This window comes from Frateuria sp. GZRe12 (assembly GCF_051900535.1).
Lineage (GTDB): Bacteria > Pseudomonadota > Gammaproteobacteria > Xanthomonadales > Rhodanobacteraceae > Frateuria_A.
In genome coordinates, this window is the sequence record NZ_JBHZGI010000005.1 from 225,450 (window position 1) to 242,124 (window position 16,675).

Annotated in this window: 16 protein-coding genes; 2 read left to right on the top strand and 14 right to left on the bottom strand. The window is 66.9% G+C overall.

Annotated elements, in window-relative coordinates; all coding sequences use genetic code 11:
• Positions 1-19: 19 nt before the first annotated feature.
• The 14 genes from ACFWZ4_RS13230 to ACFWZ4_RS13295 form a co-directional block, all read right to left on the bottom strand.
• Positions 20-328: a DMT family transporter gene (locus ACFWZ4_RS13230; protein ID WP_439705146.1), complete on the bottom strand. Its 309-nt coding sequence runs from the start codon at positions 326-328 to the stop codon at positions 20-22.
• The gene (locus tag ACFWZ4_RS13235) at positions 325-714 is read right to left on the bottom strand and encodes a hypothetical protein (protein WP_439705147.1); all 390 of its coding nucleotides are present in this window, start codon (positions 712-714) and stop codon (positions 325-327) included. The genes ACFWZ4_RS13230 and ACFWZ4_RS13235 overlap by 4 nt, the downstream gene beginning before the upstream one ends.
• Positions 715-822: 108 nt before the next feature.
• The gene (locus ACFWZ4_RS13240) at positions 823-1,065 is read right to left on the bottom strand and encodes an acyl carrier protein (protein WP_439705148.1); all 243 of its coding nucleotides are present in this window, start codon (positions 1,063-1,065) and stop codon (positions 823-825) included.
• A 5-nt stretch (positions 1,066-1,070) separates the two neighbouring features.
• On the bottom strand, positions 1,071-2,003 hold the full coding sequence (locus ACFWZ4_RS13245; RefSeq protein ID WP_439705149.1) for a ketoacyl-ACP synthase III: 933 nt from the start codon (positions 2,001-2,003) through the stop codon (positions 1,071-1,073).
• On the bottom strand, positions 2,000-2,557 hold the full coding sequence (locus tag ACFWZ4_RS13250; protein ID WP_439705150.1) for a hypothetical protein: 558 nt from the start codon (positions 2,555-2,557) through the stop codon (positions 2,000-2,002). Before ACFWZ4_RS13250 ends, ACFWZ4_RS13245 begins: the two co-directional genes overlap by 4 nt.
• Positions 2,544-3,482: a DapH/DapD/GlmU-related protein gene (locus ACFWZ4_RS13255; RefSeq protein WP_439705151.1), complete on the bottom strand. Its 939-nt coding sequence runs from the start codon at positions 3,480-3,482 to the stop codon at positions 2,544-2,546. The genes ACFWZ4_RS13250 and ACFWZ4_RS13255 overlap by 14 nt, the downstream gene beginning before the upstream one ends.
• A 66-nt stretch (positions 3,483-3,548) precedes the next feature.
• Positions 3,549-4,547, bottom strand: coding sequence for a glycosyltransferase family 2 protein (locus ACFWZ4_RS13260; RefSeq protein WP_439705152.1), 999 nt, complete (start codon positions 4,545-4,547; stop codon positions 3,549-3,551).
• Positions 4,548-4,602: 55 nt separating this feature from the next.
• Positions 4,603-5,481 carry a class I SAM-dependent methyltransferase gene (locus tag ACFWZ4_RS13265; protein WP_439705153.1) on the bottom strand — a complete coding sequence of 293 codons (879 nt, stop codon included), beginning with the start codon at positions 5,479-5,481 and terminating at the stop codon, positions 4,603-4,605.
• 256 nt (positions 5,482-5,737) lie between these two features.
• Positions 5,738-7,654 (bottom strand): sulfate adenylyltransferase subunit CysN, encoded by a 1,917-nt coding sequence (gene cysN / locus ACFWZ4_RS13270; RefSeq protein ID WP_439705154.1) that lies wholly within the window; start codon positions 7,652-7,654, stop codon positions 5,738-5,740.
• Positions 7,654-8,574, bottom strand: coding sequence for a sulfate adenylyltransferase subunit CysD (gene cysD / locus ACFWZ4_RS13275; protein WP_439705155.1), 921 nt, complete (start codon positions 8,572-8,574; stop codon positions 7,654-7,656). The genes cysN and cysD overlap by 1 nt, the downstream gene beginning before the upstream one ends.
• A 277-nt stretch (positions 8,575-8,851) precedes the next feature.
• Complete coding sequence (locus tag ACFWZ4_RS13280; RefSeq protein WP_439705156.1) at positions 8,852-9,796, bottom strand: electron transfer flavoprotein subunit alpha/FixB family protein; 945 nt, start codon at positions 9,794-9,796, stop codon at positions 8,852-8,854.
• Between the two features lie 27 nt (positions 9,797-9,823).
• Positions 9,824-10,570 (bottom strand): electron transfer flavoprotein subunit beta/FixA family protein, encoded by a 747-nt coding sequence (locus tag ACFWZ4_RS13285; RefSeq protein WP_439705157.1) that lies wholly within the window; start codon positions 10,568-10,570, stop codon positions 9,824-9,826.
• Positions 10,571-10,667: 97 nt separating this feature from the next.
• Positions 10,668-12,680, bottom strand: coding sequence for a glycosyltransferase (locus tag ACFWZ4_RS13290; RefSeq protein WP_439705158.1), 2,013 nt, complete (start codon positions 12,678-12,680; stop codon positions 10,668-10,670).
• Positions 12,681-12,783: 103 nt separating this feature from the next.
• A complete protein-coding gene (locus ACFWZ4_RS13295) occupies positions 12,784-14,400 on the bottom strand; it encodes a 4Fe-4S dicluster domain-containing protein (RefSeq protein ID WP_439705159.1) in 1,617 nt (538 codons plus the stop codon).
• A 149-nt stretch (positions 14,401-14,549) separates the two neighbouring features.
• Here ACFWZ4_RS13295 and ACFWZ4_RS13300 point away from each other — a divergent pair, with 149 nt between their 5' ends.
• Positions 14,550-15,947 carry an amidase gene (locus ACFWZ4_RS13300; RefSeq protein ID WP_439705160.1) on the top strand — a complete coding sequence of 466 codons (1,398 nt, stop codon included), beginning with the start codon at positions 14,550-14,552 and terminating at the stop codon, positions 15,945-15,947.
• Between the two features lie 4 nt (positions 15,948-15,951).
• Positions 15,952-16,551, top strand: coding sequence for an alpha-ketoglutarate-dependent dioxygenase AlkB family protein (locus tag ACFWZ4_RS13305; RefSeq protein WP_439705161.1), 600 nt, complete (start codon positions 15,952-15,954; stop codon positions 16,549-16,551).
• Positions 16,552-16,675 lie beyond the last annotated feature (124 nt).

The following is a 16,675-nucleotide window of genomic DNA, read 5'->3' on the forward strand; positions in this document are numbered from 1 at the left end:
CAGATATTCCCTGCAGAACTCAGATGCTGTAGAGGGCAATGCCGGCCACGATAACCGCGAGCGCGGCCCACTGCGACCCGCGCATTCTTTCGCGGAACAGCCATACGGCCGCGACCGGGGTCAGGACGTAGGACAGTGCCGCACCAATGTAGACACGGCCGATGCCAAGGTCGCGCGTGGCCAGCAGCGTGCAGGGCACTGCCGAGCAGAACAGTCCCACGGCAACCAGCAGGTAGAAGCGCCGTCCGGCCAGGTGGCTGAGCTTGAAGAACAGCTGCGCCGCCACCGTCGCGAGGATCGTGAGCATCAGGAAGAACCAACCGCTCATGCGGTAATTTCCTCCTGTTCGCTGTCCGAGCGGATCAGCATCAGCACTCCGATGGTGACCAGCACCGCCCCCAGCGCCTGCCGAAGCGAGACCGGCTCGCCCAGGAACCAGGCCAGCGTGACCAGACAGGGGAAGAACAGGGCCGTGGCCGGGTACGCAACGCTCACCGGAAAGCGCCGGTGCATCGCGTGCCATGCCGCGAATCGGCCCAGGCTCAGGGCCATGACAACGGACAGGACGACCAGCAGTGCCCAAACCCGGGCATGGCCGAGCCCCGCCGCGTACTTGATCAGGGAGGCGCTGGTCAATTGCAGCGCGATGTTGACCCCTACCAGCGCAAGCAGAAGCTTGTTGTCGGGAGCGGGACGCTTGGCGGAAGGGCCCATGGCGCGGTGTCTTCTGGAGTGAACGGACGGTCCGCGCCGGCAGCTGTCAGCGCCGGATAACCGAGGAAGAAGCGATGCCGGGCTGGCGTTGGCCATCCCGGGCGGGCGTCAGGCGGACAGTTCCTGCGCCTTGGCGTAGAACTTGTCGATGGTGTTGGCCGTGGACAGGTCGAATTCGCCGAAATTGATGCCGGTCTTCGATTCGACCTGCAACACCAGGTCCATGCCGTCGAGCGAATCCAGGCCGGCGACGGAGAAAGCCTCATCGTTGCCGATGTCGACCGTGTCCACGTTCTTGATCTTCTTGATGCTGTCGATGACGGCATCGCGGAATTCGGCCTTGCTGATCACGGGAGTCATCCTGAAGTTCTCGCAAGCGCCATTGTAGCCCACGACAGGCCCACGCCGAACCCGCTCATCAGCACCCGTGGCGGCGGCGCATCCAGGTAGTCCTTGAGCAGCAGCGGGATCGAGGAGGACACGGTGTTGCCCGTCGAGGCGGCGCCGAAGGGGACCTTTTCCGGCGGAAGGCCCATGCGTCGGGTCATCGACTCCACGATGAAGCGGCTGCCCTGGTGCAGCAGGAACAGGTCGATGTCCTCGATGCTCAGGCCCTCGCGCTCCAGGTAGCGGGTGATCTGCTCGGGCACCACGGTCATGGTGAATTTGAAAACGTTGCTGCCGAGCATGCGCAGCTTCTCTCCCGGCGCGGGCACCGTGATCGAGTGGCCGAGGCTCCCGTCCGTGCCAAACATGGCCGGTCGGCACGCATAGACCGGGTCGTCGGTCAGCCAGGTCGCGGTGGCGGCGTCACCGAACAGCAGTTCGGTGTCCCAGTCGGCCGGGTCGAGGATCTTCGAGTATGGGTCGGCGGTGAAAAGCAGCCCGTTGCGCAGTCCGTTGGCCTGCATGAACGAGGTCGCGACGGACAGCCCGTAGACGTAACCGGAACAACCCAGCGAGATGTCGAAAGCGGCGACGTGGTTGCCGAGGCCAAGCTTCCCTTGCACCACCGCGGACGTGTGCGGAATGCCATGGCCATCGGGATTCTGCGTGCAGACGATCACGCAGTCGACGGCAGCCGTGTCCAGACCGGTCCTGGACTGCAGGTCGGCGAAGGCCTCCACGCACAGGTCGGACGATTCCTGCGAAGGGTCGCGGCGAGCCAGTGATTGGAACCCGATCTTGTCGGTGACAAAGGCCGCGTCCTTGCCGGCTTCGGCGGCACGGTCGAGGTTCGAAATCAGAGTGTCGGGCACGTAGCTGCCCACGGCGCGGATACCGATCATTGCCATACCCCGAAGAAAATCTGCCCCACGATCTCGCCGTTTTCGCGGATGTCGCCCTGAAAGAACGGTCCGATGTCCCGGGCGTAGGTGATGCTCGCGACCCCGTCGGGGACATGGGTGAGTCGGATGCGGACGAAAGCATGCTTGCGGTTTCCGCCCAGAGGCGACACCTGCTGCAGCAGGTGCTTGAACGCAGCGACCAAGGCGTCGATACGGGTGAATCCGTCGAGTTTCGCCGGGATGTCTACCGTGCGGTCCTTGATTCGGAACTTTGAAACCAGGGCGGCCTCGTCGTAGGCCACCGCTTCGTGGATCGGCTCTTTGCGCTCCACGACAAAAAGACGGCCATCGGCGTCGGACCACTCTGCGACAACCACATCCTCTGGGCCCGGCGGCGTGTCGAGGTAGGCCACCTGTCGATCTGTCCTGCGTGAAAAACGGAAATCGATCTGATGCGCCGAGCGGCCACGGACAGCCATCAGATCGTCGAACAGTGACGTGCTGTGGAGATAATCCCGTTTCGCCTTGAAGGTGAAATGCCTATCGCTTCTCACGGGATGCCTCCCTGGTAAAGGTGCGCATGGCCTTGGCGTGGTCGAGTGCGAAATTTCCGCTCGATACATCGGCGTCGGTGGGCACGTCACGGACGACGACCGAACCGATCCGTATTTTGGCGCGGTCGCCGATCGACACCGCGTTGGAGACGGTGGCGGACGCACCGATCCACACGTCCGTACCGATACGTGCGCGTCCAGCGATGACGACGTTGCTGGAGATGGTGGTGCGGGCGCCAACCCACACGTCATGTCCCACGTTGGCCATCACGCCGACGTGAGTTTCCGAGCCAATGGACGTCGCTTCGCCAGCGATTGCGGAGCGAACGATCACCGCTCCTGCGTGGACGAAAGCGTCGTCACCGATGATCACGCCGCCGTAGTGGGGAATGTGGCAGCGCTTGCCTGAAACGTCCTTTGCATAGAGTCCGTCGCAACCGATGATTGCCCCTGCCTCGACGTGCACCCCGCAACCAACGGTGGCCGGTCCACTGATGACCACGCGTGGTCCGATCCACGCGCCAGCGTCGATCTTCACGTCCCCCCGCAGCACGGCTGAGCCATCGACGCTTGCCGATGCGTCCACCTGTGGTTGCCTCGTGTCTGCGGCAGGATGTTGGCGAAGATGCAGGTGAAGGTATAGCTCCTCGGGGCGTTCGCAGGCGATCAGGCAGGACGCCCCTGCATTCGGATCCCGCGAGGCGACCTCGTCACTTGTGATGATCGCCACGACGTCCGGATTCGATCGCGCAAGCGAGAGATAGTGGCGATTGGCGGCGAGGCACACCACGCCGGGTTGGCGTGTCCAGACAAAGCCGGTCTGGCGTGCGGACCTCAACAACTGCGGGCGAGTAACGTGGGTAATACCGAACTCGGCAGTCACGCGATCGAGCATCGCTTCCAGGCTTTCCGGCCAGCCGGCCATAACTATTGTCTCCAGTGTGGCTTGAGGCGCGCCATGGCCGCTTGGGTCGCGGTGCACGCGCAGGGATCAGCTGGTCTTGCTGGCGGTTGTGCCTTCCCCGATCCGCTGCGGTGCAGGTGTAGCGCCTTCGCCCAACTGGCGTCGCACGATGTAAAGCGGTTGTCCCTTGCTCTCGCCCAGGATCCGGATCAGGTATTCGCCAATGATACCGACTGCCAGCAGGCTCAGGCCGCCGTAGAAGTTGACTGCCAGGAACAGGCTGGTCCAACCGGTAGCGCCGGTTCCGCGCAGCAGGCGGATGGCCAGGAACACGGCCCCCATGATAAAGCTGATGCCTGCAACGACCACGCCCACCATGGAGATGAGCTGCAGTGGCAACGCGCTGAAGTTCAGCACGTTGTCCAGCGTCGTGCGGATGAGTCGGCCCAGTCTGTAGTTGGAAACTCCATGCTGCCGGGCGTCGTGCTGCACGGGCACGTTGGCGATGCGACGAGTACTGCTGAGAATCAGCGGGCCAATCACCGGATAACGAGTGCGATGCGCGAGCAGGGTATCGACCAATTCCCGCCGCAGGCACCGGAACGAGGACATGACCAAGCCAGGAGGTTTGCCGAAAATGTAGGTGTTAACCGTGCGGACCAGCAGGCTGCCGAGGTTGCGCCCGGAGGAGTGTTGCTTGGTGACGTAGGCGCCGAACACGGCATCCAGTTCAGGGTGCGCCACTAGATGTTGGTAAAGCTTCCCGATTTCCTCCGGGGGGTGTTGCAGATCGTCGTCCATGGTGACCACGTAGCGGCCCCGTGCATGTGCAAAACCGCACATGAGAGCCCGGAATTGCCCCACGTTGAACATCAACTCGATGTAGCGCACGTTGGGATGGCGCGCGACTTCGCGGGCGGCGGCCACGGCCGTGCCGTCCGGAGAGCAGTCGTCCACCAGGATGATCTCGTAGGGCCGGCCAAACGCATCCAGGCTCTGTTGCAATCGCGCAAGCAGCTGGGGCAAGGCCTGCTCGGTGCGGTAGCAGGGTATGACTACCGATAGTTCGGGGGTTTGCGTATCCATGATCTCGAGTGCTGCTGAGCTGTGATGCATGCGGGCGTGGCTCTGGATAGTAGGTTCAGTGCGCCTTGGCGCGCGCCGCCACTAAACGCGATCCCCCGACCGGAAAGCGAAGTCCGGCGCGAATCAGCGCGCTCTCCACCCGCAACAATCCGTACAGGATCGAGTTGGTCATGCGACCGACCGACATTTCATCCTCGATCGCGTTGTCGCCCTCGAATCGCTTCTTGCGCCGCGAAACGTACAAAAGCGGCAGCAGCAGGCTTACGAACGAGGTCGAGAAAAGTATTTCGAACCCGACCTTTTGCAACTTCGCCTCGAGTTCCCCGCGCCGATAACGCCGCTTGTGACAGGCGTGCTCGTCCTGCGCGCTCCAGAGCGAGGGATGCTGTGGCACGGTGAAGATCGCGCCGCCTCCGGGGACCAGGGCGGCGTGGATCTCGGCGAGCACAGCCTCGTCCTCCTCGATGTGCTCGATCACGTCAAACGCACCCAGCAGATCAAACTCATCGCGGTAGGGAATCCGGCGCGCGTCCATCTGGAACAGATCAGCATCCGGCATGCGCCGGGCGGCAAAGCCCAGGCCTTCGATGAAGATCTCGCTGCCGCTGAGGGCCAGGCCCGGGCATTTCGTGGCGAGGGAACTGAGCACGTAACCGGTACCGCAACCGATTTCCATGAACGTGCGCGCCGTGGGGAAGTACCGGCGTATCACATGGGCGATGAGCTCGGAGCGCGCGCGGAACCAGAAGTGTCCGCTCTCGCGCTCGGCCAGCCAGGCGAATCCTTCCGGCCGGAAGCCGGACGACTCGCGCGCCAGCTCCGGTGCGTAGCACGGCACGCCTTCGATAATCGCAACCGCCTGCCCGCACCCGGGGCACGGTTGCGTGTGTGCGTCCGCGCGGAACAACGTGCCGCAAGAGAGGCAACGTCTCATCGGTTTCTCTCCCTCCAATCGCGCAGGATGATGGCACGGGCGTCGTGCACTGCGGTAGGGAGGCTTCTGCGAAGATGCCCGGAGAACGCCCCGCACTGTGCGACGCGGGCACGATCTGGAGCGCGCCACCACCAAGGCTCAAATCCGCACTTCGAAGACAGGTGCCTCGGTGGACTTGTTGGGCCGCCCCACGGGGGCGGCCTGGTCGCCGTCCAGGCAGAAGATGGGCGACGGTCACGCCGATAGTCGTGTACGGCTAATGCTGCTCACGGATCAATGCCTCCGCCACGCGCGCAGCGAGTTCCTCCGGCGCGTTGTCCGTCGTGGCCAGCGTCAGTTCGGGGTTCTCGGGCTTTTCGTACGGTGAATCGATGCCGGTGAAATTGCGAATGCCGCCGGCGCGCGCCTTCGCGTACAGGCCCTTCGGGTCGCGCTGTTCGCAGATGTCCAGCGGCGTGTCGACGAAGACTTCGACGAACTCGCCTTCGGCGAACATTTCGCGCGCCATCGACCGCTCGCTGCGGAACGGGCTGATGAAGGAAACCAGCACGATGAGCCCGGCGTCGACCATCAACCTGGCGACTTCGGCCACGCGGCGGATGTTCTCCACGCGGTCCTCGTCGGTGAAGCCCAGGTCGCGGTTGAGGCCGTGGCGGACGTTGTCCCCGTCCAGCACGTAGGTGTGATAACCCATCGCGTGCAGGCGCTTGTCCAGCAGGTTGGCGACGGTCGACTTGCCCGAGCCGGACAGGCCGGTGAACCACACGCAGCGCGGGCGCTGTCCCTTGATGCGGGAGCGCGCGTCGCGGTCGATGGTCAGGTGCTGCCAGTGGATGTTCTCGGCGCGGCGCAGCGCGAAGTCCAACGTGCCGGCGGCGACCGTGGCGTTGCTCTGGCGGTCGATCAGGATGAACGCGCCCAGTTCCCGGCAGTCGCCGTAGGCCTCGAACGCGATGGCGTGGTCCATGCTCAGGTTGCACACGGCCACCTCGTTGAGCTCCAGCCGCTTGGCCGCCAGGTGTTCCTGGGTGTTCACGTCGATCCGGTGCTTGATCTCGGTGATCTGCGCACTGACCGTGCGGCTGCCGATCTTAAGCCAGTATGGACGCCCGGGCAGCAGCGCCTGGTTGTCCATCCACAGGATGTGCGCGGCGAACTGGTCGGCCACCTGCGGCGGCTGGTTCGCGCTGGCCAGGACGTCGCCACGGCTGATGTCGCGTTCGTCGGCTAGGGTGAGCGTGACGGCCTGGCCGGCGCGGGCAAGCGCCAGGTCCCCGTCCGGCCCGAGCACGCGCTCGATCCGCGAGCGCGCGCCGCCGGGCAGGATCACCACTTCGTCGCCGGGCCTGATCTCGCCGGCCACCAGGGTGCCGGCGTAGCCGCGGAAGTTCTGGTCCGGGCGGCAGACCCACTGCACCGGCATGCGGAAGCCGGCGGTGGCGGCTGGCGGCTCGATGGCCACCGTCTCCAGGTGTTCGAGCAGGCACGGGCCGGTATACCAGGGCATCCGCTCGCTGCAGGTCGACACGTTGTCGCCGCGCAGGGCAGATACCGGAATCGCGGTGACCTCGGGAATGCCCAGTTGCGTGGCCAGCTCGCGGTAGCTCGCCTCGATCGCGCGGAAGGTGTCCTGGTCGTGGCCGACCAGGTCCATCTTGTTGACCGCCAGCAGCACGTGGCGAATGCCGAGCAGGCTGCAGATATAGCTGTGCCGGCGCGTCTGGGTCAGCATGCCCTTGCGTGCATCGACCAGCACCACCGCGAGGTCCGCGGTGGAGGCGCCGGTCGCCATGTTGCGCGTGTATTGCTCGTGCCCGGGGCAGTCGGCAACGATGAACTTGCGCCGTTCGGTGCCGAAGAACCGGTAGGCCACGTCGATGGTGATGCCCTGCTCGCGCTCGGCGGACAGGCCGTCCACGAGCAGGGCGAAGTCGAGTTCGCCGTTCTGCGTGCCGTGGCGGCGGCTGTCGCCCTCGAGCGCGGCGAGCTGGTCGTCGAACAGCAGCTTGGTGTCGTACAGCAGGCGCCCGAGCAAGGTGCTCTTGCCGTCGTCCACGCTGCCGCAGGTGATGAAGCGCAGCAGGCCCTTGGATTCGTGCTGTCGCAGGTAGGCGTCCACGGCCGAGGCGGCCTCGGCCAGGGTATCGATGGGTGCGTCTTCGTCGCGGCGCATCAGAAATAGCCCTCCTGCTTCTTCTTCTCCATGGAGGCGCCGGCGTCCTGGTCGATCAGGCGGCCCTGCCGTTCGGAGGTCCTTGCGACCAGCATTTCCTGGATCACTTTCGGCAAGGTGTCCGCCTCGGACTCGATCGCACCGGTTAGCGGATAGCAACCCAGCGTGCGGAAGCGAACCTTGCGCATGGTGGGGCGTTCGCCTGGCGCGAGCGGCATGCGCTCGTCGTCGACCATGATCAGCATCCCGTCGCGCTCCACCACCGGCCGTTCGGCCGCCAGGTACAGCGACGGTACGGGGATATTCTCCCGGTAGATGTAGAGCCAGATATCCAGTTCCGTCCAGTTGGACAGCGGGAACACACGCACGCTTTCGCCCTTGCGGATGCGCGCGTTGTAGAGGCTCCACAGCTCCGGTCGCTGGTTCTTCGGATCCCACCGGTGCTGCGCGTTGCGGAAGGAGAACACGCGTTCCTTGGCGCGCGACTTCTCCTCGTCGCGCCGGGCGCCGCCGATGGCGGCGTCGAAGGCGTGGGCATCGAGCGCCTGCTTGAGCGCCTGCGTCTTCATGATGTCGGTGTGCACCGCCGAGCCATGGCTGAAAGGCCCGACGCCGTCGCGCAACCCATCGGGGTTGGTGTGCACGATCAGTCGGCAACCGGTCTCGGCGGCGCGCCGGTCGCGGAAGGCGATCATCTCGCGGAACTTCCAGGTCGTGTCCACGTGCAGCAGCGGAATCGGCGGCGGCGCGGGACGGAAGGCCTTCTGCAGCAGATGCAGCAGCACCGAGGAGTCCTTGCCGATCGAGTACAGCATCACCGGGTTGGAGAACTCGGCGGCGACCTCGCGCAGGATCTGGATGCTTTCGCCCTCGAGACGGTTGAGGTGAGAGCTTGAATGAGGCGCGTCGATCGCCGTCATGGCACCCGGATCCTCTGCAAATGACGCGATTGTAACGGCATGGTGAAGCGCGTTGCGCGGCGGGACTGCCTGGACCAGTCCGGCGGCGCGCAAGGTCATCCACGCCGCTGGAAGGTCATGGCCTGCAGGGCATTCGCGCTGAGGGGCGGCAATGGGCCGTGCGTGCCTTCCGACATGCATCGACCCCGGCAGGCGGGGTCGATGCAGAGGTCGTGACAAACGCTCGAGCACGGCAGCGGAGGCCGCCTCAAGCCGGCGGGCGATGCCCGCCGAAGGGTCAACCCAACGCCTGCTCCAGCTCCGGGATGAGCTTGAACAGGTCGCCGACCAGGCCGATGTCCGCCACTTCGAAGATCGGCGCCTCGGCATCCTTGTTGATCGCCACGATCGTGCCGGCGTCCTTGATACCGGTCAGGTGCTGGATGGCGCCGGAGATGCCGATGGCCATGTACAGCTCCGGCGCGATGATCTTGCCGGTCTGGCCGACCTGCATCTCGTTCGGCACGTAGCCGGCGTCAACCGCGGCGCGCGAGGCGCCCACCGCCGCGCCGATCCTGTCGGCGAACTTGTAGATGATCTCGAAGTTTTCCTTCGAGCCCACGCCGCGGCCGCCGGAGACGACCTTGCTCGCGCTCTGCAGGTCCGGGCGGTCGCTCTTGCCCTGCTTCAGTTCGACGAAACGGGTGTGCGAGGGCAGGGCGACATCCAGGTTCAGCACCTCGACCGGGGCGCTGTTCGCACCGGTGGCGGCCGCCGGCCAGGAGGCGGTGCGGATGGTGGCGACCACGGTGTGCGCCGGGTCGGCCTCGACCGTGACGATCGCGTTGCCGGCGTAGATCGGGCGCTTGAACGTGTGGGCGCCTTCGACCGCCATCACGTCGCTGACCTGCGCCACGCCGAGCAGGGCGGCCAACCGCGGGGCGAGGTCCTTGCCGAAGGTGGTGGAAGGTGCGAACACGTGGCTGTAGCCGGCGGCGGCCTTGGCCACCTGCGGCGCCAGCACGGCGGCGAGCGCGTGCGCGTTCTCGGCGCGGGTGGCGGTGAGCACGCGGCTCACGCCTTCGATCTTCGCGGCCTCGGCGGCGATGGCGTCGGTGTTGTCGGCCAATACCAGCACGTCGATGGCCTCGGGCTTGACCGCCGCGGCGGCGCTCACGGCGCGCGCGGTGGAGGGGTTCAACTTGCCGCCCAGGTGTTCGGCGATGACGAGGATCTTGCTCATGTCTTCTCTCCTGTTGCCGGCGGCTGCTTAGAGCAGGCCCTTCTGCTTGAGGGTGGCCACCAGCTCGGCCGCGTCCTTCACCATCACGCCCTTGGTGCGCTTGGGCGGCGCGGCGTAGTGGGTGGTCTTGAGGTGGTCGCCGCCTTCGACGCCGAGCGAGGCGAACTCGATCACGTCGATCGGCTTGGACTTGGCTTTCATGATGTCCGGCAGCTTGATGAAGCGCGGTTCGTTGAGGCGCAGGTCGGTGGTGATCACCGCCGGCAGTTCGGCCTCGATGGTCTCCAGGCCGGCGTCGACCTCGCGGGTCACGGTGGCCTTGCCGTCGGCGATCTCGACCTTGCTGGCGAAGGTGGCCTGCGGGCGGTCCCACAGCGCGGCCAGCATCTGGCCGGTCTGGTTGGCGTCATCGTCGATCGCCTGCTTGCCCAGGATCACCAGCCCCGGCTGCTCCTTCTCGACCAGCTTGAGGAAGGCGCGCGCGGCGGTGAGGGGCTGGATCGCGTCGGCGGTCGTGACGTGAATGGCGCGGTTCGCGCCCATGGCCAGGCCGTTGCGCAGGTGCGCGGTGAGGTCGGCCGGGCCGATGCCGACGATCACGACTTCCTCGGCAACGCCCTTCTCGCGCAGCCGCAGGGCTTCTTCAAGCGCGATGTCGTCGAACGGATTGGCCGAGAGCTTCACTCCCTCGGTCACCACGCCGGTGCCGTCGGGCTTGACCTGGATGCGGACGTTGTAATCCACCACGCGCTTGTAGCCGACCAGAATCTTCATCGGATGGGATCCTTGCGTTGAATGCAGCGCCAAATGCGCCCGAAAACGCCCATTCTAGCGTGAGCGGTGCATGGGGCGCGTCGCCGTGGCGCCCGCTTCAGGCCAGGGCGCGGTCCAGCGCGTGGCGCGCGGCATCGAAGGAGAAGTGCTCCCGCACGTTGGCCAGGCCCGCCTCGGACAGGCGCATCCACAGCACCTCGTCGTCGTACAGGCGCAACACGGCCTCGGCGAAGTTTCCGGCGTCGTCCGCCACCAGCACGTCCTGGCCATCCGCCAGGTTCATGCCTTCGGCGGCGATCGGGGTGGCGACCACCGGCAGGCCGTGGCTCATCGCCATGTTCACCTTGCCCTTCACGCCGGCGCCGTAACGCAGCGGCGCCAGTGCGACGCGACAGCCGGACAACCACGGGTCCAGGCTTTCCACCCGCCCGTGGGCGCGGATGCCGGCAGCGGCCAGGCGCGTGCGTTCCACCTCGGGCATGTCGCCGAGCAGGTGCAGTTCGATGTCCGGTCGCTTCGCACGGATGCGCGGATAGATCTCGCCAGCGAGCCAGTCGACGGCATCGATGTTGGGCGGGTGCGCACAGCCGCCGACGAACATCAGCCCGGCACGCTCGTGGAAGCCGCGGCTGCGGCCGGGCACGTCGTGCACGTTGGAGAGCAGTTCCACGCGCGCCTGCGGCAGTTGGGCCATCAGCAGATCGCGTTCGATCGGGCTGACCACCAGTGTGACGTCGGCGGCCTGTATCAGGCCGAGCTCCGCCTGGCGCGAGGCTTCGGCCTGGCGCGCCAGTGCCGGGTTGTCCGCATGTTCGGCAGCGCGCTGCTCGCGCAGGAAATGCAGGTCGACGGTATCGAACAGCACCCTCGCGCGCGGTGCCAGCCGGCGCACGAGCGGAAGGTGGGGCAGGGCAATGTAGTGGCGGCAGAGCATCACTGCATCCAGCCCCTGGCCTTCGCGCACCAGCCAGTTGGACAGCGGCGGGGTCCAGGGCTTGCACAGCACGCGCACGCCCAGGCGCCCCAGCCGCTCGATCTCTTCCGGCGTGGCGCGGCGGTTGTCCGCCATGAAGCTGACCTGCCAGTGCCGCTCTCGCAGCAGGCGCATGATGTTGACCAGCCGCAGCGAGCCCGAGTCGCGCGTGGGATCGGGCGTCAGCGCATCGACGATGAGGATGTGCCGGCGACCCCAGCCCAGCGCCTCCTCCACGCGGGTACGCGCGGGCGGTTGGCGACCGAGCGCATCGCGCCACTTGTCGACGAACTTGGCCTGGTTGATCTGCTGGTACTGCTTGACGCCGGCGAAGGGATCGAGCCCCGAAGTGATGCCTTCGCAATGCACCACCACGCTGGCCGGTTCGTAGAGCACCCGTCTGCCGGCCGCGCGCACGGCAAAGCCCAGGTCCATGTCCTCGCAATAGGCCGGCGCGTAGCGCGCGTCGAAGCCTCCGATCGCGCGGAACAAATTCGCGTCGACCATCAGGCTGGCGCCGGAGACATAGTCGGCATCGCGGCGGTAAAGGAAACGCGGATCGTCCGGCTGCTCGAAGCGGCCGTAGTTCCATGCCTGTCCGTCCGCATACACGATGCCGCCGGCTTCCTGCAGGCGGCCGTCGGGATAGACCAGCCGGCTGCCGGCGATGCCGGCGTCGGGTTCCTCGACGAGGCAGGCATGCAAGCGGTCCAGCCAGCCCGGCGTGACCTGGGTATCGTTGTTGAGGAACAACAGATACGCGCCGCGTGCCGCGGCGGCGCCCGCATTGCAGGTGCCGATGAAACCCAGGTTGTCCGGATTGCGCAGCAGCCGCACGCCTTCGATGCCGGCGAGGACCTGCGCGGTGTCGTCGGGCGAGGCATCGTCCACCACGATCACCTCGAACGGCGCCTGCGCGCCATGCCGGGCGATCGAGCGCAGGCAGGCCACCGTGTAATCGAGCTTGCCGTGGACCGGGATGATCACCGACACCAGCGGCTGATCGCTGCACGGCAGCGCCGCCGGCGGCACGCCGCTACCCAGCGGTTCGATCTCGAAGGTGGTGGATGCCTGCCGGCGCGGCCGCCATTCCTGCAGGATGCGGTCGGCGGTGCCGCGCAGGCCGCGCTGGGCCATGCTGCCGCTTACGCGCTGCAGCAGGTAGCGGGCGCGGCGGAGGTGCCAGCGGAAGGTACTGCTCAGGGTTGCGTCCTCTGTGCGGTCGAGACTTCGGAGCCCGTTACATGTTCTGGTAGTTCGGACCCGAACCGCCCTCGGGGGTAACCCAGGTGATGATCTCGTACGGGTCCTTGATGTCGCAGGTCTTGCAGTGCACGCAGTTGGCGGCGTTGATTTGCAGGCGCTTGGCCTGGCTGCCATCGGGCATGGCGTCTTCCACGATCTCGTAAACGTTGGCCGGGCAGAAACGGGTGCAGGGGTTGTCGTACTCGACGCTGCAGCGCTCGATGCAGATGTTGGTATCGGCCACGTGCAGGTGGATCGGCTGGTCTTCGTCGTGCTCGGTGGCGGCGAAGTAGACGCCGGCCAGGCGATCGCGCGGGGCCAGGTCGCGCGTCACGTAGTCGCGCTTGGGTGCCTCGTACTCGCCGATCTTTTCCAGCGAGCTCCAGTCCGGCTTGTTCTTCAGCGTCCACGGCGAGGCGCCGCGGGTGAGCGTTTCCCAGGCCGCGTTGGCCATGCCGAACCACAGGCCCTTCTTGAAGCCGGGCTTGATGTTGCGTACCTGCTTCAATTCCGCCATCGCGGGCGAGGCGCGCAGGGCGGCATCGAAGCCGGCGGCGTTCAGGCCGTTGGCGGCCAGGTGTTCGGCGGCGAGCATGCCGCTGCGGATCGCCTGGTGGGTGCCCTTGATCTTGGGCACGTTGAGCAGGCCGGCGGTGTCGCCGATCAGGATCGCGCCCGGCATCTCGACCTTCGGCAGCGACTGGTAGCCGCCGGTGACGATGGCGCGCGCGCCGGCCGACAGGATGTTGCCGCCCTCGAGCAACGGCTTGACGTGCGGGTGGTTCTTCCACTGCTGGAAGGCTTCCCACGGCTTGTATTCCGGGTCGCAGTAATCCAGGCCGCTGACGTAGCCCAGCGCGATGCGGTCGCCATCGAGGTGGTAGAGGAAGCTGCCGCCGTAGGTGCTGTCGTCGGCCGGCCAGCCGAAGCTGTGCACGATCTTGCCGGGCGTGACGCGGCCCGCGGGTACCTGCCAGAGCTCCTTGATGCCGATGGAGTACCCCTGCGGGTCGCTGTCCTTGTCCAGTGCGAAGCGCTTGATCAGCTGCTTGGTCAGGCTGCCGCGCGCGCCCTCGGCCAGCACGGTGACCTTGGACTTGATGTCGATGCCCTGGGTGTAGCCGCTCTTGTGGGTTCCGTCCCTGGCCACGCCCATGTCGCCGATGCGCACGCCGGCGACCGAGCCGTCCTGGTTATAGACGTTGTCGGCAGCGGCGAAACCGGGAAACACGTCCACGCCCAACGCTTCGGCCTGTGGCGCGAGCCAGGCGCACATGGCGCCCAGCGACACGATGAAATTGCCATGGTTGTTCATGCCCGGCGGCACCGGCAGCTTGCGGCCACCGGTCTTGGTCAGCAGCCAGAATTCGTCCTCGCCGGCAGGCACGCAGATCGGCGGCGGGTCGTCGCGCCAGCCCGGCAGCAGCGCATCCAGCGGAGCCGGCTCGATCACCGCGCCGGACAGGATCTGCGCGCCAATGGTGGACGCCTTCTCGATCACGCAGACGGTGGTGTCCGGCTGCAGCTGCTTCAGGCGGATCGCGAACGACAGCCCGGCCGGGCCGGCGCCGACCACGACCACGTCGTATTCCATCGTTTCGCGTTCGCTCATGGCGGGCTCCGTGCGGCGTACATATAAGGAAAGAGAGGCATTGTCCGGTTTCGCAGGCCCGGCGGCAAACCGGACTCTTCACTAAAGGTCGCTTGCAATCGCTTTGCGGCCCGTGGCGATAATCGGGAATCCACCCTGAAGGACGAGGCATGAATTCGACCCCGCCGATCGCCGACATCGACCTGCGCCGAGCCAGCGTGTGCCAGCTGCTGCACTGGCTGGCGGTAGGGCGCGTGCAGCCCCAGGCACTGGCCGACGTCTACCAGACGGCCATCGAGCGGATCAATCCCGAACTCAATGCCTACGTCGACCTGCGTCCCGGCCTGCTGCAGGAGCAGGCGCGCACCGCGACCCATCGCCGCCGCGACGGCGTGCTGGGACGGCTCGACGGCATCCCGATCGCACTGAAGGACAATTTCGACATGGCCGGCTGGCCCACCCGCGCCGGCTTGCCCGGGCGCGAGCAGCCAGTGCAGGACGATGCCCACGTGGTCGCGCGCCTGCGCGCTTCGGGTGCGGTGCTGGTGGGCAAGACCAACATGGACGAGGCGGCGCTGGGCGCGGCCACCGACAACCCCCATTACGGTCCGACCCAGAATCCGTACAAGCCCGGTTACAGCGCCGGCGGCTCCTCCGGCGGCGCGGCCGCGGCGGTGGCGGCCGGGCTCGCGGCGGCGGCGGTCGGTTCGGACAGTCTCGGCTCCATCCGCATCCCCGCCAGCTACTGCGGCGTGTACGCCCTCAAGCCGACGCACGGCGAGATATCCGCCCGCGGCATGCTGCCGGCGGCGCGGCGCCTGGACGCCGTGGGCCTGCTCGCGCGCAGCGCCAACGACCTGACCGTGCTGCTGCAGGTGCTGGCCGGCTACGATGCCGACGACGCGCGCTCGCGCCGCCGACGCGTGGCGTTCTCGCCACCGGACTGGGAGCCGGGCAACCTGCGCGCTGGCCTGCTGCCGGACCTGGCGGCGATCGGCGTCGAGCCGGACGTGATCGAGGTGTTCGAGTCGGCGCTGGCCCGTTTGCCGCGCGAGCTCGGCGAGCGGCGCACGGTGGACTTCTCCGACTGGAACTTCGCGCGCACGCGCCGCGCCGGCCTGCTGCTGATGGAAGCGGAGATGCTCGGCACCTTCGCCGAGGATCTCGCCGACAGCGCGCGACCGGTGTCGCCGCGCCTGCGCGAGATGCTCGGCTACGCCGCGCGCAAGAGCGCGGCCGACTACGCCATCGCCGACCGCGTGCTCGACGCGGCCACGCTCAAGATGCGCCGCCTGTTCGCGCAGATCGACGTGCTGGTGCTGCCGACCACGCCGCAGGGCGCATTCCCGCTCAATGGGCCCGCGCCCGACTCGGCGGCCGACCTGACCAGCTTCGCCAGCCTCGCCGGCTGCCCGGCGGTGAGCATCCCGATGGGCGCGCTGCCCGATGGGCGTCCGATCGGCCTGCAGTTCGTTGGTGCGCGTGGTTCGGACCTGCGGTTGCTGGAGCTGGCAGCGGTGTGCTCCTCGACGCTGGACGCGGAGCCGACCTACCCGGCGATCGCCTGAGCGCGTGGGCTGGCAGCCGCTTGCGCTCGCCGGCGCAGACCTGGCGCTGTGGACGGAATGGTTGCCACCGACCGAGGCCGATGCGCTGTTGCGGGAGTTGCGCGACACGATTGCCTGGGAGACGCACGTCATCCGCATCTTCGGCCGCGAGGTCGCCTCGCCGCGGTTGAGTTGCTGGATCGGTGACCCGGGCGCGAGCTACGTCTATTCGCGCACTCGCTTCGAGCCGCATCCGTGGCCGCCGGCGCTGGCGGCGCTGCGCCCGCGCCTGGAGCAGGCCTGCGGCAGCACGTTCAACAGCGTGCTGGCCAATCTCTATCGGGACGGCCACGACGCCATGGGGTGGCACAGCGACGACGAACCGGAGCTGGGGCCGGCGCCGGTGATCGCTTCGCTCAGCCTGGGCGCATCGCGCCGCTTCGTCTTTCGTCGCAAATCGCCGCGCAGCTCGGCAGCCCTGGAACTGGAGCTGCCGCACGACAGCCTGTTGCGCATGGCCGGCGCGACCCAGCGCCTCTATCAGCACGCCCTGCCGCGCACCGCGCGCGTCCGTACGCCACGCATCAACCTCACTTTCCGCCACGTCCTCGAAGGGTCACCCTGAGCCACCCCCGCTTTCTCGGACGGTCTAATTAAGCACCTTCAGCCAGTCTCTCGAAGGCCTCGGGTGAGCGATAGCCAAGGCTGCTGTGCAGCCTTTGGCGGTTATAGAAGCCCTCGATGTAGCG

Bases quoted from the DNA above. Each gene is read 5' to 3' on its own strand.
- ACFWZ4_RS13230 (WP_439705146.1), bottom strand. From the start codon at position 328: ATGAGCGGTTGGTTCTTCCTGATGCTCACGATCCTCGCGACGGTGGCG.
- ACFWZ4_RS13235 (WP_439705147.1), bottom strand. From the start codon at position 714: ATGGGCCCTTCCGCCAAGCGTCCCGCTCCCGACAACAAGCTTCTGCTT.
- ACFWZ4_RS13245 (WP_439705149.1), bottom strand. From the start codon at position 2,003: ATGATCGGTATCCGCGCCGTGGGCAGCTACGTGCCCGACACTCTGATT.
- ACFWZ4_RS13255 (WP_439705151.1), bottom strand. From the start codon at position 3,482: ATGGCCGGCTGGCCGGAAAGCCTGGAAGCGATGCTCGATCGCGTGACT.
- ACFWZ4_RS13260 (WP_439705152.1), bottom strand. From the start codon at position 4,547: ATGGATACGCAAACCCCCGAACTATCGGTAGTCATACCCTGCTACCGC.
- ACFWZ4_RS13265 (WP_439705153.1), bottom strand. From the start codon at position 5,481: ATGAGACGTTGCCTCTCTTGCGGCACGTTGTTCCGCGCGGACGCACAC.
- cysN (WP_439705154.1), bottom strand. From the start codon at position 7,654: ATGCGCCGCGACGAAGACGCACCCATCGATACCCTGGCCGAGGCCGCC.
- cysD (WP_439705155.1), bottom strand. From the start codon at position 8,574: ATGACGGCGATCGACGCGCCTCATTCAAGCTCTCACCTCAACCGTCTC.
- ACFWZ4_RS13280 (WP_439705156.1), bottom strand. From the start codon at position 9,796: ATGAGCAAGATCCTCGTCATCGCCGAACACCTGGGCGGCAAGTTGAAC.
- ACFWZ4_RS13285 (WP_439705157.1), bottom strand. From the start codon at position 10,570: ATGAAGATTCTGGTCGGCTACAAGCGCGTGGTGGATTACAACGTCCGC.
- ACFWZ4_RS13290 (WP_439705158.1), bottom strand. From the start codon at position 12,680: ATGGCCCAGCGCGGCCTGCGCGGCACCGCCGACCGCATCCTGCAGGAA.
- ACFWZ4_RS13295 (WP_439705159.1), bottom strand. From the start codon at position 14,400: ATGAGCGAACGCGAAACGATGGAATACGACGTGGTCGTGGTCGGCGCC.
- ACFWZ4_RS13300 (WP_439705160.1), top strand. From the start codon at position 14,550: ATGAATTCGACCCCGCCGATCGCCGACATCGACCTGCGCCGAGCCAGC.